The 20,576-nt window shown below is 34.0% G+C and carries 21 protein-coding genes and 1 pseudogene; 18 read left to right on the plus strand and 4 right to left on the minus strand.

Annotation, left to right across the window (positions count from 1 at the left end; genetic code table 11):
• Window positions 1–7: 7 nt before the first annotated feature.
• From NTX22_02600 to NTX22_02670, 15 genes and pseudogenes are all read left to right on the plus strand, one after another.
• On the plus strand, window positions 8–373 hold the full coding sequence (locus NTX22_02600) for a polymer-forming cytoskeletal protein (GenBank protein ID MCX6149397.1): 366 nt from the start codon (window positions 8–10) through the stop codon (window positions 371–373).
• Window positions 374–515: 142 nt separating this feature from the next.
• A complete protein-coding gene (locus tag NTX22_02605; GenBank protein ID MCX6149398.1) occupies window positions 516–779 on the plus strand; it encodes an AtpZ/AtpI family protein in 264 nt (87 codons plus the stop codon).
• A gap of 368 nt (window positions 780–1,147) precedes the next feature.
• Window positions 1,148–1,996: a F0F1 ATP synthase subunit A gene (atpB, locus tag NTX22_02610; protein MCX6149399.1), complete on the plus strand. Its 849-nt coding sequence runs from the start codon at window positions 1,148–1,150 to the stop codon at window positions 1,994–1,996.
• 30 nt (window positions 1,997–2,026) lie between these two features.
• Window positions 2,027–2,245 carry an ATP synthase F0 subunit C gene (atpE, locus tag NTX22_02615; protein MCX6149400.1) on the plus strand — a complete coding sequence of 73 codons (219 nt, stop codon included), beginning with the start codon at window positions 2,027–2,029 and terminating at the stop codon, window positions 2,243–2,245.
• A gap of 55 nt (window positions 2,246–2,300) precedes the next feature.
• Window positions 2,301–2,849: a F0F1 ATP synthase subunit B gene (atpF, locus tag NTX22_02620; GenBank protein MCX6149401.1), complete on the plus strand. Its 549-nt coding sequence runs from the start codon at window positions 2,301–2,303 to the stop codon at window positions 2,847–2,849.
• Window positions 2,850–2,851: 2 nt separating this feature from the next.
• On the plus strand, window positions 2,852–3,406 hold the full coding sequence (atpH, locus tag NTX22_02625; protein MCX6149402.1) for an ATP synthase F1 subunit delta: 555 nt from the start codon (window positions 2,852–2,854) through the stop codon (window positions 3,404–3,406).
• Between the two features lie 123 nt (window positions 3,407–3,529).
• On the plus strand, window positions 3,530–5,080 hold the full coding sequence (gene atpA / locus NTX22_02630; GenBank protein MCX6149403.1) for a F0F1 ATP synthase subunit alpha: 1,551 nt from the start codon (window positions 3,530–3,532) through the stop codon (window positions 5,078–5,080).
• Window positions 5,081–5,123: 43 nt separating this feature from the next.
• Complete coding sequence (gene atpG, locus NTX22_02635; GenBank protein MCX6149404.1) at window positions 5,124–6,011, plus strand: ATP synthase F1 subunit gamma; 888 nt, start codon at window positions 5,124–5,126, stop codon at window positions 6,009–6,011.
• 63 nt (window positions 6,012–6,074) lie between these two features.
• A complete protein-coding gene (gene ffh / locus NTX22_02640) occupies window positions 6,075–7,403 on the plus strand; it encodes a signal recognition particle protein (GenBank protein MCX6149405.1) in 1,329 nt (442 codons plus the stop codon).
• 26 nt (window positions 7,404–7,429) lie between these two features.
• A pseudogene (rpsP, locus tag NTX22_02645) lies at window positions 7,430–7,669 on the plus strand (30S ribosomal protein S16).
• A gap of 286 nt (window positions 7,670–7,955) precedes the next feature.
• The gene (locus NTX22_02650) at window positions 7,956–8,189 is read left to right on the plus strand and encodes a KH domain-containing protein (protein ID MCX6149406.1); all 234 of its coding nucleotides are present in this window, start codon (window positions 7,956–7,958) and stop codon (window positions 8,187–8,189) included.
• 11 nt (window positions 8,190–8,200) lie between these two features.
• Entirely contained in the window at window positions 8,201–8,716 is a 516-nt protein-coding gene (gene rimM / locus NTX22_02655; GenBank protein ID MCX6149407.1) for a ribosome maturation factor RimM, read from the plus strand.
• The gene (gene trmD / locus NTX22_02660; protein ID MCX6149408.1) at window positions 8,703–9,386 is read left to right on the plus strand and encodes a tRNA (guanosine(37)-N1)-methyltransferase TrmD; all 684 of its coding nucleotides are present in this window, start codon (window positions 8,703–8,705) and stop codon (window positions 9,384–9,386) included. The genes rimM and trmD overlap by 14 nt, the downstream gene beginning before the upstream one ends.
• Window positions 9,387–9,388: 2 nt before the next feature.
• A complete protein-coding gene (gene rplS, locus NTX22_02665) occupies window positions 9,389–9,733 on the plus strand; it encodes a 50S ribosomal protein L19 (GenBank protein ID MCX6149409.1) in 345 nt (114 codons plus the stop codon).
• A 207-nt stretch (window positions 9,734–9,940) separates the two neighbouring features.
• Window positions 9,941–10,696 carry a hypothetical protein gene (locus NTX22_02670; protein ID MCX6149410.1) on the plus strand — a complete coding sequence of 252 codons (756 nt, stop codon included), beginning with the start codon at window positions 9,941–9,943 and terminating at the stop codon, window positions 10,694–10,696.
• Between the two features lie 447 nt (window positions 10,697–11,143).
• Here NTX22_02670 and NTX22_02675 read toward each other — a convergent pair whose 3' ends face one another.
• The 4 genes from NTX22_02675 to NTX22_02690 form a co-directional block, all read right to left on the minus strand.
• On the minus strand, window positions 11,144–12,328 hold the full coding sequence (locus NTX22_02675; protein MCX6149411.1) for an NAD(P)-binding domain-containing protein: 1,185 nt from the start codon (window positions 12,326–12,328) through the stop codon (window positions 11,144–11,146).
• Window positions 12,329–12,489: 161 nt separating this feature from the next.
• Window positions 12,490–14,148: a urocanate hydratase gene (hutU, locus tag NTX22_02680; GenBank protein MCX6149412.1), complete on the minus strand. Its 1,659-nt coding sequence runs from the start codon at window positions 14,146–14,148 to the stop codon at window positions 12,490–12,492.
• A gap of 2 nt (window positions 14,149–14,150) precedes the next feature.
• A complete protein-coding gene (locus NTX22_02685; protein MCX6149413.1) occupies window positions 14,151–14,483 on the minus strand; it encodes a hypothetical protein in 333 nt (110 codons plus the stop codon).
• An 11-nt stretch (window positions 14,484–14,494) separates the two neighbouring features.
• On the minus strand, window positions 14,495–15,583 hold the full coding sequence (locus tag NTX22_02690) for an adenosine deaminase (GenBank protein ID MCX6149414.1): 1,089 nt from the start codon (window positions 15,581–15,583) through the stop codon (window positions 14,495–14,497).
• 394 nt (window positions 15,584–15,977) lie between these two features.
• On the opposite strand from NTX22_02690, the gene NTX22_02695 reads away from it, so the two are divergent.
• The 3 genes from NTX22_02695 to NTX22_02705 all read left to right on the plus strand — a co-directional run bounded on the left by NTX22_02695 (window position 15,978) and on the right by NTX22_02705 (window position 20,566).
• On the plus strand, window positions 15,978–17,144 hold the full coding sequence (locus NTX22_02695; protein MCX6149415.1) for a tetratricopeptide repeat protein: 1,167 nt from the start codon (window positions 15,978–15,980) through the stop codon (window positions 17,142–17,144).
• Between the two features lie 85 nt (window positions 17,145–17,229).
• Window positions 17,230–17,559, plus strand: coding sequence for a DUF3467 domain-containing protein (locus NTX22_02700; protein ID MCX6149416.1), 330 nt, complete (start codon window positions 17,230–17,232; stop codon window positions 17,557–17,559).
• Window positions 17,560–17,605: 46 nt separating this feature from the next.
• A complete protein-coding gene (locus NTX22_02705) occupies window positions 17,606–20,566 on the plus strand; it encodes a triple tyrosine motif-containing protein (GenBank protein ID MCX6149417.1) in 2,961 nt (986 codons plus the stop codon).
• Window positions 20,567–20,576: the final 10 nt, after the last annotated feature.

Consider the following 20,576-nt stretch of genomic DNA (forward strand, 5'->3'; position numbering starts at 1 on the left):
TTTTTTTATGGCAATGATACAAAAAAAATCAAATGGAGATTACTTGGAAGACGTAAGCATAATAAGTAAAGGGGTAAATATTGAAGGGAAGCTTAAGAGTGATGGCAATGTTAGGATTGATGGCATCATTCGCGGCGATGTTTTAGTACAGGGTAATTTAACTTTGGGAGAAACTTCCGAAGTAACTGGCGAAATTAAGGCAGAGAATATTACTCTTAGTGGTAAAATAATCGGGACAGTTTCTGCTAATGAGAAACTTGTTCTTGAGGCAAAAGCAGTTTTAAAAGGTGATATGATAGCCAAGATTTTGGTAGTTGAACCCGGAGCAAGGTTTGATGGTAAATGCTCAATGACAAATGAAACTGAAGTATAATTACTAAAAACCTGAATTACATTACGAATATTTTCTAATCAACCCTCTTCCTAACCTAATTGTTTTTAAAAATTGGGATTTAGAAATTGGTAATTATTTGAGATTTGTTTATTGGAATTTATTATTTAGAAGTTCCGATGAGATGAAAAAAATGAGTAGTGAAGACGAAAATAATAAGTTTTTTCAGGTTTACAAAGACGTGGGTCCATATTTAGGACTTGGTTTTCAGTTAGCAGCTTCTATCATTTTAATGTTTTTTTTAGGCTGGTGGTTAGACGGGAAATTTGGGATTAGTCCAGCACTTACTATTATTTTTTCGTTCGCTGGCGGATTTGCCGGAATTTATAGCGTAATTAAAGCAGTTTTAGATTTAAACAAAAAGAAGAAAAGTGAAAAAAGTTCTTAAGCAATTGGCTTTAGTTTACATTGTAATTTACGGATTGCTTTTTCTATTCTTCTTTATTGGAGTCTTACCTTTCCAATCTCTTTATTCTTCTTTTCCGAGTGGCATCATCAATTTAATGAACAGTTTGGCAGCAATTTATGCATTCCACATTGGTTTTAATAAGTCCAACAATAAATTCCTTATTTATACAATGGGGGGAATGGTAACCCGGTTATTATTAATGCTGTTGTTAATATTTATTTCCCTAAAATTCTTGAACATTGACAAACTTGGCTTTATATTTACGCTGGTCATTATCTATTTTATAAATCTAATTCTGGAAATTAATTACTTCAGATTAAAAATTGCAGAAAAGAAAAAGTTAAATTATGTTCGGTAATGTTCAGGCAGATACAATAAAAGCAGTTGCAGATACTCTTTCCAAAGCTCACGAAAAATCAGACAGCGGTTGGATTCTTCACCATATTTTGGATAGTAAAACTCTCGATTTACCTTTTATTTCCATTCCTCTTCCAGAAATTCATGTTTTCGGTTTGGATCTTTCTATTACCAAGCATGTTGTTTTTATGTGGCTCGCTTGCATTATATTAATCACTACTTTTGTTTTAGTAACAAAAGCATACAGGAAAAGTCGCGTTCCAAAAGGAGTTTCTAATCTTGTAGAACTGTTAGTTGTTTTTGTGCGTGATGAAATTGCTCGTCCAACTATTGGAAAAGGGTTTGAAAAATTTCTTCCATTTTTGCTTACTGCGTTTTTCTTTATTCTAACCTGCAATTTTTTAGGATTGATTCCATACGGTGCAACTGCTACCAGTAACATTTCAGTAACCGCAACCTTAGCTATCATTTCTTTCATTGTAATTCAGGCTGGTGGAATGATTAAGAATGGACCGATTGGTTATTTTAAAGGATTGATACCGCACGGTGTTCCAATATTCCTATTACCTGTTATGTTTGTAGTAGAGCTGCTTGGCTTATTCACAAAACCATTCGCATTGGCTATTCGTCTTTTTGCCAACATGACAGCGGGACATATTGTAATTCTTGCGTTGATTGGTTTAATATTTATTTTGAAAACAATTGTTGTTGCCCCTGTTTCGGTTGCATTCGCTTTGTTCATTTATCTTTTAGAAATTTTGGTTGCACTATTACAGGCATATATTTTTACAATGCTGTCATCCTTGTTTATAGGAATGGCAGTTCACCAGGATCATTAAATTATTTTATAAATTCATTCGGAGGAATAAATGGAATTCGCATATTTAGCAGCAGGATTTGGTGCAGCTTTAACAGTTATCGGTGGTGCTTTTGGAATTGGTAAACTTGCAAGTTCAGCAATGGAAGCAAGCGGTCGTCAACCGGAAGCTGCCGGTGATATCAGAACTTCAATGATTATTGCTGCTGCTCTTATCGAAGGTATTTCACTTTTCGCATTGGTTATTTGTATTTTATTAGCATTGAAGTAAGTCGACAGTATCAAATTCTCGTTTACTTTGAAGTAAAATTGAAAAGGAATTAGAAATGTTTGCTAATTTAAATTTAGCTTTGATTGCTTTGCTATCCGAAGGTGAGAAGAAAGGCGGTCTGCTGGATGTAAATCCAGGATTAATTATTTGGACTGTAATTACCTTTGTTCTTTTATTGCTCATCCTAAAAAAGTTTGCCTGGAAACCAATCCTTGGCGCACTTGATGAAAGAGAAAAGTATATAAAAGATTCACTTGAAAAATCTGAGAGGGCAAGAGATGAAGCAGAAAAATTGCTTTTGGAGAATAAAGCAAATCTTGCCAGGGCAGAGGAAAATGCACAAAAAGTTCTTGCTCAAGCAAGGGACATGGCGGAAAAATTAATCAATCAGAAGACTGCAGAAACCGAAGTAAAAGTTAAAAAGATGATGGAAGATGCCGGAGCGGAAATAAAAAGAAAAACAGATGAATCATTTGAAACTTTGAAAAACCAGGTTGCTCTTATTGCTATTGAAGCAGCAGAGAAAATTTTGAACGAAAATTTGGATAAAGAAAAACAAGCTAAGATCGTTAATAAATTTATCAATGAATTGCCGAAGAACTAATTATGAGTGATCTGAATATATCAAACCGGTATGCACACGCATTGATGAATCTGGCAACGGAAAAGAATTTTCTTGAGAAAGTTTCTGAAGATATTGATTTGATTAGTAAAACTTTTTCAGCTTCTAAAGAATTGCAGTTAATGTTAATCAATCCAATCATCAAACCAGAAACGAAATTATCTGTCCTTGCAGAAATATTTAAAAGTAAAGTTAATTCTGATACTTTTGAGTTTCTGGAATTTGTGATTCATAAGGACAGGGAAATCTTATTATTTAAGATCATAAAACAATTTTTAGTTCTTCGGGATAAAAAATTTGGTATTCTTAATGCCAAAATTATTAGCTCAACCGAATTGCTTGATGATCAAAAAATGAATCTTCAAAAAAAATTGGAAGACTACACAAAAAAAACAGTACGGCTTTCATTCGCAATTAATCCTAAACTGATTGGTGGATTTATTGTTAAGATGGATGATACAATTATGGATGCTTCTCTCAGGCATCAACTTGATTTGCTTAAAGAAAAATTCCTGCAAGGGAATGTTTCAATGAATTAGATTAAACGGTCATTCTCACGAGAAGCTGCTTTCAATAGACAAGTGAGAATCATAAAAAAATAATTGCTTCCTGCATCAACAGGAATAGCATAATTGAAAAGAAAATTATAAAAGGAAATAAATATGGCTGAAGTTAGACCTGATGAAGTATCAGCAATATTACGGAAACAATTAGCCGGATTTGAAAACGAAGTTGACATTTATGATGTTGGAACCGTGCTGCAGGTGGGTGATGGTATTGCACGCGTTTATGGTTTATCTCAAGTTATGGCAAGTGAGCTTGTTGAATTTCCGAATAATGTTTTTGGAATGGTTCTTAACCTTGAAGAAGATAATGTTGGTTGCGTTCTATTTGGTGAAAGCGAATTGGTTAAGGAAGGAGACACAGTTAAAAGAACAAAACGTGTTGCTTCATTTCCTGTTGGGGAACAAATGTTAGGTAGAGTAATAAATCCTCTTGGAATTCCAGTTGATGGAAAGGGGACAATTGCTCACGATAAATATCTCCCGATTGAAAGAAAAGCTCTTGGTGTAATTGCACGTCAGCCAGTAAAGCAGCCGCTTCAAACTGGAATTACTGCAATTGATGCAATGATCCCGATTGGCAGAGGTCAACGCGAACTTATAATTGGCGATAGACAAACCGGTAAAACTGCAGTTGCTGTTGATGCAATTATAAGTCAAAAGTATACACATTCAGAAGAAGCAAAAAAAGTTGGCGTTAAACCAGTTTATTGTATCTATGTTGCAATAGGACAAAAAAATTCCACAGTTGCTCAGGTAGTTGCCAAGCTTGCAGAACATGATGCAATGGCTTACACAACTGTTATTGTAGCATCGGCTTCTGAACCAGCTCCTCTTCAATATATTGCCCCATATTCTGGTGCCACATTAGGAGAATATTTTAGAGATACTGGAAGAGATGCACTTGTTATTTATGATGATCTTTCAAAACAAGCTGCTGCTTATCGAGAACTTTCTCTCTTATTGCGTAGACCTCCTGGACGAGAAGCTTATCCTGGTGATGTGTTTTATCTTCATTCAAGGCTGCTGGAGAGAGCTTCTAAATTAAGTGATGAGTTAGGTGGTGGTAGTTTAACTGCCTTACCCATAATTGAAACTCAGCAGGGTGACGTTTCCGCTTACATTCCAACAAACGTTATCTCAATTACTGATGGTCAGATTTATCTTGAGCCAAATCTTTTTAATGCTGGAATCAGACCTGCCATTAACATTGGTATAAGTGTTTCCCGGGTTGGTGGTAACGCACAAATAAAAGCGATGAAGAAAGTTTGCAGCACATTAAGAACTAACTTAGCTCAATATAGAGAGCTTGAAGCATTTGCTAAGTTCGGTTCCGATCTTGATAAATCAACCCAAAGAACATTATCCCAAGGTGCAAGACTTGTTGAGTTATTAAAACAGGATTTGTATAAACCAGTACCTGTTGAAAAACAGGTCTTGAGTGTATTCATGGGTATTAATGATTACCTGGAAACTATTCCGGTTGTAGATATAAAAAGATTTGAAAAAGAAGTAATAGAATATTTCGATTTAAAATATTCTGATATTTTTGAAACTATACGAGTGGAAAAACAATTAAGTGATGAAACAGTTAAGAAAATAAAATCTGGTGTAGAAGAGTTTTTAACGAAATTCAAAAAGAGTATATAATTTTTTTATAATTTGAAATTTGTTACCTGGTATTTGAGAAATTATGGCAACATTACGGGACATAAAAGGAAGAATTAGAAGCGTAAAAAGCACGCAGCAAATCACTAAAGCGATGAAGATGGTTGCCGCTGCCCGTTTACGCAGAGCCCAGGAAAATATTATAAATTCCAGACCATATTCAAGAAAAATCGCACAAGTTCTTAATGATCTTCTTGTTCAGGAAGAAAACAATTTTTCAAATCCGTTGCTAATGCCAAGAGAAATAAATAACGTTGCATTTGTAGTCGTTACCTCGGATAGAGGACTTTGTGGTAGTTTCAATATGAGTATTATCCGCGAAGCTGCAAATCTTATTCAAGGTGAATACAAAAACTATTATGATAGCGGTAATCTTCACCTATGGTGTGTTGGTAAAAAAGGATTAGATTATTTCTCGAGACGAAATTATAATATCACGGGGAAATACTCAGGCATCTTTTCCAAATTAAATTTTTCCTCAGCCTCTAATTTAATAAAGGAATTGTCCACAAAATATTTAAATAATGAAATTGATAAAATTGTTATTGTGTACAATGAGTTCAAATCAGTAATTCAGCAAAGGGTTGTGGTTGAACAATTATTACCCATTCTTGAAATAGAAAAACCAAAGATTCCGGCTCAACAACCAGTAGATTTTATTTATGAACCGGACAGACTTTCCATTATAACTAATCTTCTCCCCAAGCATCTTAATTCGCAAATGTGGCGAATCCTGCAGGAATCTTATGCGGCTGAACTCGGCGCAAAAATGACGGCTATGGATATGGCTACAGAAAATGCTAAAGAGCTTATCAAAGGTCTTCAACTTAAATATAACAAAGAAAGGCAGGCAGCTATTACAAAAGAACTTCTGGAAATTGTTAGCGGCGCCAACGCACTTAAAGGTGAATAAAGTTAAATTATTTGTATTGAAAGACATTTTTCGCTAAATTTGAAGCCAATTTTTGCGTAATATATGTTTGAAGATTTAACTCATAAACTTGAGACGGCGTTAAAGAAAGTTCGCGGACAGGGAAAACTTACTGAAAGCAATATTTCTGAAACTTTACGTGAAATTAGACGTGTTCTTTTAGATGCTGATGTTAATTATAAAGTTGCTAAGAAGTTTATTGATGATGTAACTGTAAAAGCTCTTGGTACTGAAGTGTTAACTTCTATTTCTCCAGGACAGTTAATTACTAAAATTATTTATGATGAGTTAACTGTGCTGATGGGCAGTAATCATTCTGAATTAATGATTAATGCTTCTGGTCCAACTATTATTATGGTTGTAGGATTGCAGGGATCTGGAAAAACCACATTCAGTGCAAAACTGGCTCGTTCACTTAAATCTAAATCGAGAAAAGTTCTTTTAGTTGCAGCAGATATTTATCGTCCGGCTGCAATTGAGCAGTTAAAGCAGCTTGCAAACCAGATAAGTGTTACATGTTATTTTACTGATGAGAGAAATGCTGTTAAAATAGCAAACGATTCGGTAAAATTTGCAAAGGAAAATGGACTCGATACAATAATCATAGATACTGCTGGCAGGCTTCATGTTGATGAAGAAATGATGAATGAAGTTGCCGCTATTAAGCAAACTATGAATCCGACAGAAACTTTGTTTGTTGTTGATTCAATGACTGGACAGGATGCAGTAAACTCTGCCAAAGCGTTTCATGAAAAAGTAAATTTTGATGGTATTGTTCTTACAAAACTTGATGGTGATACTCGTGGTGGTTGCGCTCTTTCAATACGCGCTGTAGTTGATAAGCCAATTAAATTTGTTAGCCTTGGTGAAAAGCTTGATACTCTCGAAGTGTTTTATCCCGAAAGAATGGCTTCAAGAATTCTTGGAAAAGGGGATATCGTTTCACTTGTTGAAAAAGCTCAAGAACAGTTTAATGACAAAGAGGCTGAAGAACTACAAGAGAAATTAAAAGAAAATCAATTTGACTTTGAAGATTTTCTTAAACAAATTAAACTTATCAAAAAAATGGGTTCTTTAAAATCGTTGCTTGGAATGATTCCAGGTATTGGAACCCAGTTAAAAGATGCCGATATTGATGATAAACAACTAGTAAGAGTTGAAGCCATAATTCAATCGATGACCAGAGAAGAACGAGTAAAGCCAAAAGTACTGAACGGAAGCCGAAGAAAAAGAATTGCACGAGGAAGTGGTAACAGTATTCAGGATGTAAATCGGTTGATAAAACAATTTGAAGAAATGCAAAAAATGATGAAAATGTTAAATTCAAAAGGAAGAAAGAATCCTTTCATAAATAAAAATTTAAGATTCAATTGAAAAAATAACTTGGAGGAAAAAACAATTTGTCAGTTAAGTTAAGATTAAGAAGAATGGGTAAAAAGAAGCAGCCGATTTATAAAGTGGTTGCTGCAGATGCTCGCTCGCCAAGAGATGGAAAATTTTTAGAAGCAATTGGTTTATATAATCCATTAACCAATCCCGCTACTGTTGAAATAAAAGAAGATAGAGCACTTTATTGGTTAGGTGTTGGTGCGCAACCTACGGACACAGTGAAAAATTTATTCACTAAAAAAGGTATTCTTCTTAAAAGAGAATTGATGAAAAGAGGATTATCTGAGGAACAAGTAATCCAGAAAATGGGTGAATGGTCCAAGCTTAACGAAGCCAAGATTGCTTCCTCTATAAAAAATAAAAAACCTGCTGTTAAAGTTGAAGATAAAAAGAGCAAGTAAAGGAAATTGCAGCGGAAGTAAAAAGCACTGCTTCCGAAGAAAATCCATCTGAGAATTCAGAAGCATAAAAACGCTCCAGGATTTTCAATGCACAGTTAACAAAGTGCTTATCGCTCTAAAGAAAGAGGGTTAATTTATGAAGGAGTTCATCGAATTTATCGCTAAGCATCTTGTGGATAACCCCGATGCCGTTACTATTGAGGAAAAAAGTGGTGAAGACAAAAAATTCATCTATTCTTTAAGAGTAAGCCCCGAGGATGTTGGTAAAGTGATCGGCAGACAAGGTAAGACGGCTCAAGCTATGAGAACCTTATTAACTGCTGTTGCAGCCAAAGATCACAAGAGAGCGATCCTTGAAATCTTAGACTAACTAATCAGATTGTGGGTGAGTTTTTTCTTTTTGCAGAAATAAAATCTGTTTTTAGTAAAGATGGTTTCGTATCCGTTATTTCTTATTCAGATTTCCCGGAACGTTTCTTAGAAGTCGAAAAAGTATTTATAGAAATTTTTGGCGGTAAGAAAGAGTTCTTTGTAGAGGAAATAAAACATCTTAAAAATAATTTTGCTGTAAAATTTAAAAACTTTAACAGCGATAAAGAAGTTGAGTTTTTAATTGGTAAAAAGATTTTCATTGATTCTGCGAACCATGTTTCACTGAAAAAAGACACCTTCTTTGTGCACGATTTAATTGGTTGTAAAGTTTATAGAAACGGTGAAATGTTTGGAATACTTAAAGAAGTTTTAAGTTTTCCTGCTAATGATGTTTATGTTATAATGAATGAATTGAACGAAGAGATTCTAATACCAGCTATTAAAGATTACGTAGAAAGTGTTGATACGATAAATAAAATTTTGATTCTGAAACCTGGCGGAAAGATTTACGATGATGAGGATTGATATTATTTCTGCGGTGCCGGATATGTTGGTTAGCCCTTTAAATACCAGCATACTTAAAAGAGCCCAGGATAAAAAAAAAGTAGAAATTGTTGTTCATAGTTTAAGAGATTATACACACGATAAGCATAAGACGATAGATGATAAACCGTTTGCAGGTGGAGCAGGAATGCTTCTTAAACCCGCACCGTTCTTTGAATGTATTGAAAAGTTAGTTAGTGAAAGAGAATATCAACATATAATTTTTTGCTGCCCTAAAGGGAAAATTTTTAATCAGCAATTAGCAAATAAATTTTCAATTTCAAATAACATCATCATCATTGCCGGGCACTACAAAGGAATTGATGATAGAGTAAGAGAAAAATTTGCTACCGACGAAATATCGATTGGTAATTATGTTTTAACAGGTGGGGAAATTCCAGCACTGGTAATTATTGATTCAATTGTTCGTTTAATTCCTGGTGTATTAAATGACAGCGAATCAGCCTTGAATGATTCTTTTCAGGATGGCGATGTTGTTGAACCGCCATATTATACGAGACCAGCAGATTATAAAGGTATGAAAGTGCCGGAAGTTCTTTTATCCGGCGATACAAAAAAGATTGAAGATTGGAAAAAAGAACAATCAAAAGTTTTAACTGATAAATGGAAAAAATTAAATAGTTCGGAGTAGTTATGGATAATCTTAAAGAGTTTGTAGTAGATCAAATAAAAACAGATTTACCCGCATTTAATTCGGGTGATCACATTCGTGTTCACGTTAGAGTTATTGAAGGTGATAAAGAAAGAATCCAGCCTTTTGAAGGTGATGTTATAAGTATAAAAGGTACTGGCATTTCTAAAACTTTTACTGTAAGAAAAATTTCGAGCGGTGTTGGTGTAGAAAGAATTTTTCCTTTGTACTCACCTAAAATTGCCAAAATAGAACTTCTTAAACAAGGCGATGTTAGAAGAGCTAAGTTGTATTATCTTAGAAATTTATCTGGCAAAGCTGCAAGAATTAAAAGCAAGACAAAATAATAACAACTGGTTGTTTAAGCCGCTTACTAAAGCGGCTTTTGATTATTTTAGTTACCTGAAATTAAACAGGCAATAAATTGCCAAGACCAAATTAATCCAAATCTCCAATATCAAATACTGTTTTTGTTTGGATTTTGAATTTTATGATTAGGATTTGTTTGATATTTAGTCCCGCACTGCGGGATTGATGTTTGGAATTTGATATCAATGCGAATAGTATTTCCCCAAAATATTTTTTCTAAAATTCTTTCTTTCGCTTTACCGGAAGAATTCAGGCGTAACATTTCTTTTCAAGATGTGTCTCTTATTTCGAGAGAGTTGGAAAAAGGTAATGCTGATCTGGCACTTGTACCTTCCTGCGATTTAGTTAAGCACCCGGAATTATTTATCTCAAAGAAAATTGCCATTTCATTTGATGGACAATTATCGAGTTCTTACCTTTACTTTGTACCCGGACAGAATAGTTTTACTGATCTATTTTTAAGCGGAGAAGTATCCGCCAATGAAATTATTTTAAGCAAGATTTTATTTGCCGAAAGATATTCTTCAGACATTAATGTTCATCTTGAAACAGGGAAGCCAGACGATCAAAAAAATTGTTTAATTTCTGGTAACGTAAATTTTAGTCAGGGAAAATTTCTTCGCGGATTAAGTTTTGCAGACGAGCTTTCAACTATGATTTTCCTTCCTTATGTGAATTTTATAATCGTATCAAGAGAAGAAAGAATGATTGAAGCCTTTAATAAATCCATAAGCAATATTGACAAATGGGTTGATGATAATGTTGATGCGATAATTGAAAAGCTGCAATTGGAATTACCCACAGTAAATTTTATCAAAGAAAATTTCAACTCAGTTTATTTTGAAATGACAGAGAACGAAATTGACAGTCTCTCCGAACTAATCCGCCTGCCTTTTTACCACGGTATAGTTGATGAACTGATTGATTTAAAGTTAGTATGAGATTAATGAAGAATGAAAAATGTAGAATGTAAAATGAAGATTATTGATTTATTACAAATAGATTGTTGACAGTAAATGATAAATGATTTATTTTGAATCCGAAATAATTTATAAGGATCGAAATATTGATCACGGGGAATTCATTCCAAGATTACAGACAGTTTAAGATTATTAAACTGACCGACTCCGTTTATTGTACTTCCCAAACAATAACAGCAAAAGAACGATTTAAAATAGAGCTAAACATTACATTTTTTTTTCATCAGTCAATGTACAAACACTGACGGAGAAAACTTTACTTGCTGATGAAAGTGTTATAATGGTGGAGAAAAAATTCAGCTCACTAATTTTATAAAAATAAAGTTTAGCAATTCTGACAAGAAATAATCCGCAATAACCTAATAATGAAACGACTCACCAAAAATATGTCGTCTCATTGTTTTTTTATTATATCTCTATGTGTGAAATATTTAGCACATTATCATTCTTGCGGATTGCTTCCAGCATATTTGGTGTTGCTGCCTGGTTCAACTTCATTGTACAACTTGCAGCAATACCGCCATCAAAAATTACGTTTTCAACTTCTTCAATATTAATATTTCCGTCTTTCAGAATATCAAAAACTGCAGCAAGAACACCGGGTCTATCATAATGCTTAACAACAAGCTGGTAATGCGCTTCAATTTTCTTTGCGCGGTTTACCCAATGTGCAATTACTCCGCTTCCTAAAAAGTCGCGGATAATGTTTACAGTTTCTTCGGCAACAGCATTCTGTGCCTGCTCTGTAGATGCGCCAATATGATGCGTCACATAAACGTTCTCAAGTTCCTGCAGTGGAGATTTAACCGTTCCATCTTTACCTTCAGGTTCATCTTTAAACACATCCAATCCAACCCGCAGCTTTTTAGTTTTTACAGCTTCAATAAGAGCTTCTTCATCAATTATTTCTGCACGCGAAGTGTTAATTAAAATTGCACCAGGTTTTAGGTAGTCAAAAATTTCTTTGTTAAACAAATTTTTTGTTTCTTTATTAAGAGGTAAGTGAATTGAAATTATATCAGTCAATGGAAGAAGTTTGTCCATTTCGCTAAAATCTTTTACCGGAACTCCTTCTATCCTTGAAATATCTTTTCCATAAACATTCATTCCCAAAGCAATTGCTCTTTTTGCTACTTCTTTCCCAATGTTTCCAACTCCAATTAGCGCAAGTGTTTTACCAAATAAACCTTCTGCCTTAGAATATTCAGCTTTGTTCCAAACACCTTTTTTAAAATCCATAACATTGTTTGCTATTCTTCTATCAAGAGCAATCATAAATCCAATTGCCAGTTCTGCAACTGCAATAGAATTTTTCCCTGGGCAATTTGCAACATAAACCCCTTTTTGATTAGCTGCAGCAATATCTATGTTGTTTACACCGGCACCCGCCCGTACGATCAAATTCAATGTTTCGCTTTTATTAATTGTTTCCGCAATTACATTGGTTGACCGAACAACAAGAATATCAACTTCCTTTGCTGCTTCCGGCAAATCATTTTCACCAAGTTTTGGTTGGTAGATAACTTCAAGACCAAGATCTTTAATTTGGTTTACATAAATTTCAGGAAATTTATCAGCGACTAAAACTTTCATGTTTCCCTCCAGGTTAAATATTAAAAATTCATTTTAATTATTTTTTTTTGTGTTGAATAATGAACAAGGAATTTTGAATTTCGAAGGATTGCAAACTTCATCATTCATTTTTCTTAATTTGAAATTTGTTTTAATCATTGTAGTTCCAATTATTTCTTAAGCTATTTTAGCATTGGCATTTTTATTTTAAACTTCTTTGCATTGCCAATCGCCTGTTCATATCCCGCGTCTGCATGGCGGACTATTCCCATTCCCGGATCGTAAGTTAAAACCCGCTCTAATCGTTCCTCAGCTTCTTTTGTACCATCAGCAACCACAACCATTCCCGCGTGGATAGAGTTACCAATTCCAACTCCACCACCGTGATGTACAGAAACCCAACTTGCTCCACCGATCGAATTTAATAAAGCATTCAAGATTGGCCAATCGGCAATTGCGTCGCTGCCATCCAGCATCTTTTCAGTTTCCCGGTTTGGAGAAGCAACTGAGCCACAGTCCAGGTGATCCCTTCCAATAACAATTGGTGCTTTTACTTTTCCATCAGCCACAAGGCGATTGAATATTTTTCCCATCTTTGCACGTTCACCATATCCAAGCCAGCAAATGCGTGCTGGTAATCCCTGGAAGTGAACTTTCTGTTGAGCCTTTTCAATCCAATTAATAAGCAATTTATTTTCAGGGAAGGATTCAACAATTGCTTTATCAGTTTCAAATATATCCTGCGGATCGCCTGAAAGAGCAACCCAGCGGAACGGACCTTTTCCATCGCAGAAAAGCGGACGAATATATTCCGGAACGAAGCCCGGTATATCAAACGCATTTTCTACTCCATTATCTTTAGCTTCTCCGCGAATGTTGTTACCGTAATCAAAAGTTATTGAACCTCGTTTCTTGAATTCTAACATCGCTTTTAAATGAGCAACGATTGTATTCCTTGCAAGTTCAATAGATTTTGATGGATCAGATTTTCTTAATTCAATTGCCTTATCGAAACTCATCCCCATTGGAATGTAACCATTTAAAGTATCGTGTGCAGAGGTTTGATCAGTAAGAACATCTGGAATAATATTCCTCTTCAAAATTTCCGGAAGAATTTCTCCGGCATTTCCAACTAATCCAACTGAAAGAGCTGAATGATTTTTTTTAGCGTTAAGAACAAGAGTTAAAGCTTCATCCAAATTTTCAGATAGGACATCGATGTAGCCAGTATCTAATCTTTTTTGAATCCTGCTTTTATCAGCATCGATCCCAAGAAAAGCAGCGCCATTCATTGTTGCGGCAAGTGGTTGTGCACCACCCATTCCACCAAGTCCGGACGTAAGAAGAAATTTTCCGCTCAAATTGGTGCCGAAATTTTTTCGAGCACATTCTGCAAATGTTTCGTAAGTACCTTGAAGAATTCCTTGTGTACCGATATATATCCAACTGCCAGCAGTCATTTGACCATACATTGTTAAACCCAAACCTTCCAATCGCCTGAACTCATCCCAGGTAGCCCACTTAGGAACTAACATTGAATTGGAAATTATTACGCGTGGAGCATTAGAATGGGTTTTAAAAATTGCAACCGGTTTACCGGATTGCACTAAAAGTGTTTCATCATTTTCAAGATTCTTTAATGATTCTACAATTGCATAATAGCAATCCCAGTTTCTGGCGGCTTTTCCTTTACCACCGTACACAATAAGTTCTTCTGGATTTTCAGCAACATCTGGATCGAGGTTATTCATTAGCATCCGCATCGCTGCTTCCTGAATCCAGCCTTTACAAGAAATTTTGTTCCCTATTGGCGATCTGATTATTCTTTCTTTTGTTTCCATGATTAATCACTAAAATGATTTTCAATTAAATTTTTATATTGAAGATAAACAGAACGATAAAGCCAGCGCTTTATGAAAAATCCTTTTTCTGCTTTTGGTTTTAGAAATTTAAGATTTTCTTTTAATTGATTTGCCAGCTTGAAATATTCATCCTTTGTAAATTTAATACTCTCAACATCTTCTGCCAGCTTTGAAACTATAGAATTAAATACTTTTACTTCTGCAAAAAATTTATTATTCCCTTCAACTTGTTTTAGAACTTGCTTGGAAAAACTTGTTAGAACCTTTTTTTCATTTTTATCAAACTCGTACGTGTAATTTCTAAACGATTTCATAAATCTCCATATTAAACTTTAAGTGAAAGTAATTTCTCTCTCATTTTTTGATAACCCGGTTTTATTATCTTGTAAATGTAATCTAACCTGTCTTTATGGGGATTAAAAGCAGATTTCATTGCATTGATGGTTATCTTTTCAATGTCATCAAGAGAAATATTGAAATACTTTATTGCTACAAGAAATTCTTTTGTTAAAGTAGTATCGCTCATTAATCGGTCATCAGTATTAATCGTTACCCTAAATTTTTCTTTATAGAAAATTCCGAACGGATGGTTTTCAATTTTATCTATAGCACCAGTATGAACATTACTAAGCAGACAAATTTCCAGTGGAATTCTTTTATCAAGAATGTATTGGGCAAGGTCTCCAAGTCCAACAACATTACCATCTTTATCAAAAGTAATATCTTCAGTCAGCCTGGTTGCATGTCCAATTCGATGAGCACCGCACCATTGCAAAGCTTGCCAGATAGATTCTTTGCCAAATGCTTCGCCAGCGTGAACGGTGATATTAAAATTAGCCCGCTGAATAAATTGAAAAGCCTCAAGGTGTTTTTTGGGTGGGTAACCGCCTTCTTCTCCGGCAAGATCAAATCCAACAACACCTTTTCGGCGATAGTTTACAGCTAATTCTGCAATATCCAGATTATTAATTTTATTTCTCATACCACAAAGAATTAAACCGTAACCAACACCAAAATCTCTTTTACCTCTTTCAAGTCCTTCAAGCACTGCATTAACAACATCATCTTCATGAAAATCTTTCGAAGTATGAAAGATTGGGGAAAATCTTGTTTCTACATAACATACTCCATCATTTTTCATGTCTTCCATCATTTCATAAGCCACTCTTTCAAGCGATTCTCTGTTATTCATAACTGCACAGGTGTGTTCAAATCCTTGAAGAAATTCTACCAGGTTTCCTTTATTTGCTCCACGATGAAACCAGATTGCTAATTCTCCGGCATCTTTAGTGGGCAATTTTTTGTATCCAATATCTGCTGCAAGTTCAATAATAGTTTGTGGTCGTAAACCACCATCAAGGTGATCGTGAAGTAAAACCTTGGGTACTTCCTTAATAATTTGTTCTATTTCCACAGTGGTTCCTATTTTTATTCAAAAAATATTCTTTTAAATCTGTAAAATCAATTTTAGTTCTTTACAAAGAAATAAAAGTAATAGGGTTGGATATCTATAACTGCAATTATTTTGTTAAGTTCTGGTATTTATCTGGTAAGGGACCTTACTCAAAGAATTTTAATTGTCATATTGAGCGAAGCGAAATATCTCAAAACAGTTTGAAATCGAGGTGTCGAGATTCTTCACTCCGTTCAGAATGACAATTTTGCGTAAGGTGACCTGGTAACTAAAATTTTCAATTATCATCTTCAATGGAATAAATTAATACCAAATACTCCTTGACTATCCATACCTAAATTGGTAATTTTTCACATCAATTTAAAAGAAAAACTTATATTATTTAGGAGTTTAAATGAAGCGCACCATAATTTTTTCCATATTATCTGCTTTGTTGATGTTAAGTTTAAGCGCATTTCAATGTTCATCTACTGAATTAACAAGCGCAAAATTATACATTCAACAAAAGAATTACGCTAAAGCCATTGAAGCATTGAAAAAAGAGGTCGAAAAAAATCCTAAAAGCGACGAAGGTTTTTATTTCTTAGGTTATCTTCATGGTGAACAAGGTAATTATAAAGACATGATGGATGCATTTGATAAATCATTAGCCATCAGTAAAAAATTTGAAAAGAATATTGTTGATTCCAAAAAAGCTTATTGGGCAAATTCGTTTAACCGAGGCGTAGCATTTTTTAATAAATCCGCCAAAGCTACCCAGGAAGATAGTGTTAAAGGTTATATGGATAAGGCTATTAGTTCTTTTAATGATGCAATAATGATCGAGCCAGATTCTGCTGATACTTACAAGAATTTATCCTTTGCATTGCTTCAAACAGGTAAAGCTGATGAAGCGGTTCAACCATTAGAAAAATTAATTAAACTAAAGAAAACACCGGATTCTTATAGAATTTTAGGACAATTATATATCCAGAAAGGTCTTACAGACCAGGGTATTTACAAGCAATCAAAAAAAGCCGAAGATAGTTTGGCGGCTGTAGCTAATTATAATAAAGCAATTGTTGTTTTAGAAGAAGGAAGGAAACACTTTCCGGAAGATTCAGACATTTTATTCTTCTTATCAAATGCATACGTTTCTGCCAACAAAGCTGAAGTTGCGATGGATGTATTTAAAGCTGGTGTAGAAAAAGATCCAACCAATCAATATTACAGATATAATTTTGGTACATTATTATTGCAGGCTAATAAGTTTGAAATGGCAGCAGAACAATTTCAGAAAGCAATTGATATAGACCCGAAATACCATAGCGCTTATTATAACCTTGCAGTAACTTATGTTAGATGGGGAACTGCACTACGCGAAAAAGCCGATGTCGCTGGTGTAGAGGATCCAGAACGCAAGAATAAGTATAAACAAGCATTGCCTTTATTGCAGAAAGCATTGGAAATAAAACCTGATGATGCAATTTCCTGGGAAACTATTGCCAAAGTTTATGCAGTTTTGGGAATGAATAAAGAATCTCAGGATGCTTTTAGTAAGGCAGATCAATTTCGTAAATAAAATTTTTTATTGTAAGTTAAGCCCAAGAATTGTTTTCCAAACAATTGTTGGGCTTTTTTATTATAATTTAAACAAAGGAAAAATCATGAATTCAAATTCTCAGCAACAAAATCAACAAATAAATATTGAGCTTGGTGAAAAGGAAGCCGAAGGTATTTACTCTAATCTTGCCATCATTACACATTCACCTGCGGAATTTATTATTGATTTTACTCGCGTTGTACCAGGTGTACCAAAAGCCAAAGTACATGCACGAATTATAACTACACCACAGCATGCAAAAATGCTTCTAAGAGCGTTAACAGATAACATAGAAAAATTTGAAGCAAGATTTGGTGAAATAAAAATTGAAAATCAGCCAGCACCACAACAGTTTGGTTTTATGAATGTAAAAAAAGACGAGAAGATAAATTAGTTGTTACAGGATTTCCCCAAAAATGAAATAATAAAATATTTCTTTTATGAAAAAATTTATTCTACATAAATGTACGTTTCTGTTTTTCATAATATCAATTAAAGTAATCTTTTCACAACAGCTTGCCTTTAAAAATTACACCGTAGAAGATGGATTAGTTCAATCATGTGTTTATACAATCCTGCAGGATAGAGAAGGATATTTATGGTTTGGTACCGAAGGCGGACTTTCCAAATTTGATGGATTAAAATTTACCAATTATAATTCTTCCAATGGTCTCTCGCAAAATGAGATTCGATGTTTAACCCAGGATAAGGAAGGTAATATTTGGATCGGAACTGAAAATAAAGGAGTAGTAAAATTTGATGGAAAGAATTTTAGAATATTTGATGAAACAAATGGCTTAACAAACAATACTGTTCTTTCAATTTTCCAGGATACTGATAATTCAATTTTATTTGGTACTGATGGTGGAGGCATAACGAAACTTAAAAATTCCAAATTTTATTATATTACAAAAAAGGATGGGATTGCCAGGGATACTGTTAGAAGAATTTATAATGATAGTAAAGGAAATATTTGGTTTTGTTATTCAAGTGCGGGTGGTGGAGTTACCAAATATGATGGTAAAGAATATAAATCTTACACAACTAAAGATGGTCTTATTAGCGACGATGTGATAAGCATTTGTGAAGATTCGCAAAACAATATATGGTTTGGTACATACCGGGGAATTTCCAAATTTGATGGCAAGCGTTTTATTAATTTTGATTCTAAAAATGGATTACCTAATGATCCAATCCTTACAATAAAGGAAGATCAAAATAAAATTATTTGGATTGGTACATATGGAGGTGGGTTGGTTAAATATGAAAATGATAAATTTTCTATTTATACAATTCAAAACGGATTAACTGGAAATATTGTTTATGCTATTCAGGTTGATTTACGCGGGGATGTTTGGCTGGCAACGAATAATGGAGTTAATAAAATTCCAGCCGAAAGATTTTATTCCTATACTCTAAAAGATGGACTTCCAAATGAACAAGTTTATGCAATAAATCAGGACAGAGACGGTAGTATCTGGCTTGGTACTTACGGTGGAGGAGCTATAAAAATTGAAGGTAAAAAAATAATTGCTTTCAATTCTACAAAAGGATTTCCGGATGATTATGTTTCTTCAATCTTTGTAGATAGGCAAGGTGTTGTTTGGTTCGGAACCTTAAATTCAGGCATCGTTAAATTGCAGGATGGAAAATTTACTTCATATTCCGAAAAGGAAGGGTTGATAAATAAATATGTTTTTACTATTGCCGAGGATGAAAAAGGAAATTTATGGATTGGGACTAAATCTGGTGCAAGTTATTTTGATAAAAAGAAATTTATTAATTTTAACAAAAGAAGTGGATTAATTGGTGATATAGTTTATTCAATTTATACGGATAAAAACGGCGACGTCTGGTTTGGTACTACTAATGGTGTTAGCAAACTTTACAACGGGAAATTTTTCAACTATACAATTAATGATGGATTAGCCGATAATAATGTTACACAAATTAAAGAAGATTCCTTTGGTAATATTTGGTGTGTTACACAAGATGGAATAAGTAAATTCATCAAAACAGGATTCAAAAGCTATAAAATTGGTTTGTCGAGTAATTCTTGTTATAGTCTCATTCAAGAAGGACCATTCCTTTACATTGGTACAAGCAATGGTATAAATAAAATTGACTTAGAAGATTTGGGGAACGAAAAGTATGTTTTAAAGCCTGTTATATATACAGCTAAAGAAGGGTTGGCTGGATCCGAATGTACCCAGGCAGGGATGTTTGTTGATAAGCAAGGTAATTTATGGTTTGGAACGCTAAAAGGTGTTACAGTTTTTAATCCAGGCAATCAACCTAATCCTACACCACCTTCAGTTTATTTACAGCATCTTAAGTTGTTTGATACTGAAATCAAGATAAATGATAACTTATCATTTTCGTATAATCAGAATTACATTAATTTTGAGTTTAATGCAGTAAGTTTTGCTTCACCAGATAAAATAAAATATTTGTATGCACTTGATGGAATTGATCTTAATTGGAAAGAGACAAATCAGCGATCCATAACTTATCCATACTTGCCACCAGGAACGTATAATTTTAAGGTAAAGGCAATCAACAGTGATGGAATAATAAGTGACCATATTGCACAAGTTTCCTTTATCATCAATCCGCCATTTTGGTCTACCTTTTGGTTTAGAACCATTAGCTCCCTTATGCTGGTATCTATGGTTTACGGAATTTATTTATACAAAACCAAGCAAGTTAAAAGAAGAAATATTGAACTTGGTATTATGGTTAGTGAAAGAACAAAAGAACTTGAATTAGAAAAAAATAAGTCTGATGACCTGCTCCAAAATATTTTACCAGTTAGTTTAGTTGAAGAATTAAAGAAAAATGGTTTTGTTCAACCAAGAGAATTTAAAAATATCAGCATTATGTTTACAGATTTCAAAGGATTCACTTACATTGCTAACATACTTCCAGCTGATAAATTGGTAAAAGAATTAAATGATATTTTCAAAGAATTCGATGTAATTATTGAAAACCACAACCTGGAAAAATTGAAAACAATTGGTGATAGTTATATGGTTGGAGCCGGTTTACCGCAAGAAGCAGAAGATCATGCAGTTAGAATTATAACAGCAGGTTTGGAAATGCAATGCATGTTAAAAGAAAGGAATAAAACTTCTGCAATTAAATGGGAAATGAGAACTGGTATACATTCCGGACACGTAATAGCTGGTGTTGTTGGTAAGAAAAAATTCACTTATGATATTTGGGGTGATACGGTTAATATTGCAAGCCGAATGGAAAGCGCTGGAATTCCGGGGGAAATAAATATTTCTGCTTACACTTATATGTTGATTAAAGATTTTTTTAATTGTGAGTATAGAGGTAAAGTTTCCACAAAAGGATTGGGTGACCTTGATATGTACTTCGTTAAAGGGAAAAAATAACCTTAATTTT

This window comes from Ignavibacteriales bacterium, assembly GCA_026390815.1.
Taxonomy (GTDB): domain Bacteria; phylum Bacteroidota; class Ignavibacteria; order Ignavibacteriales; family SURF-24; genus JAPLFH01.

Coding starts and splice junctions, on each gene's coding strand:
- atpH (MCX6149402.1), top strand. CDS start 2,852: ATGAGTGATCTGAATATATCAAACCGGTATGCACACGCATTGATGAAT.
- atpG (MCX6149404.1), top strand. CDS start 5,124: ATGGCAACATTACGGGACATAAAAGGAAGAATTAGAAGCGTAAAAAGC.
- rplS (MCX6149409.1), top strand. CDS start 9,389: ATGGATAATCTTAAAGAGTTTGTAGTAGATCAAATAAAAACAGATTTA.
- NTX22_02650 (MCX6149406.1), top strand. CDS start 7,956: ATGAAGGAGTTCATCGAATTTATCGCTAAGCATCTTGTGGATAACCCC.
- atpA (MCX6149403.1), top strand. CDS start 3,530: ATGGCTGAAGTTAGACCTGATGAAGTATCAGCAATATTACGGAAACAA.
- NTX22_02700 (MCX6149416.1), top strand. CDS start 17,230: ATGAATTCAAATTCTCAGCAACAAAATCAACAAATAAATATTGAGCTT.
- NTX22_02670 (MCX6149410.1), top strand. CDS start 9,941: ATGCGAATAGTATTTCCCCAAAATATTTTTTCTAAAATTCTTTCTTTC.
- trmD (MCX6149408.1), top strand. CDS start 8,703: ATGATGAGGATTGATATTATTTCTGCGGTGCCGGATATGTTGGTTAGC.
- NTX22_02695 (MCX6149415.1), top strand. CDS start 15,978: ATGAAGCGCACCATAATTTTTTCCATATTATCTGCTTTGTTGATGTTA.
- NTX22_02685 (MCX6149413.1), bottom strand. CDS start 14,483: ATGAAATCGTTTAGAAATTACACGTACGAGTTTGATAAAAATGAAAAA.
- atpB (MCX6149399.1), top strand. CDS start 1,148: ATGTTCGGTAATGTTCAGGCAGATACAATAAAAGCAGTTGCAGATACT.
- NTX22_02600 (MCX6149397.1), top strand. CDS start 8: ATGGCAATGATACAAAAAAAATCAAATGGAGATTACTTGGAAGACGTA.
- atpF (MCX6149401.1), top strand. CDS start 2,301: ATGTTTGCTAATTTAAATTTAGCTTTGATTGCTTTGCTATCCGAAGGT.
- NTX22_02705 (MCX6149417.1), top strand. CDS start 17,606: ATGAAAAAATTTATTCTACATAAATGTACGTTTCTGTTTTTCATAATA.
- NTX22_02605 (MCX6149398.1), top strand. CDS start 516: ATGAAAAAAATGAGTAGTGAAGACGAAAATAATAAGTTTTTTCAGGTT.
- atpE (MCX6149400.1), top strand. CDS start 2,027: ATGGAATTCGCATATTTAGCAGCAGGATTTGGTGCAGCTTTAACAGTT.
- NTX22_02675 (MCX6149411.1), bottom strand. CDS start 12,328: ATGAAAGTTTTAGTCGCTGATAAATTTCCTGAAATTTATGTAAACCAA.
- hutU (MCX6149412.1), bottom strand. CDS start 14,148: ATGGAAACAAAAGAAAGAATAATCAGATCGCCAATAGGGAACAAAATT.
- ffh (MCX6149405.1), top strand. CDS start 6,075: ATGTTTGAAGATTTAACTCATAAACTTGAGACGGCGTTAAAGAAAGTT.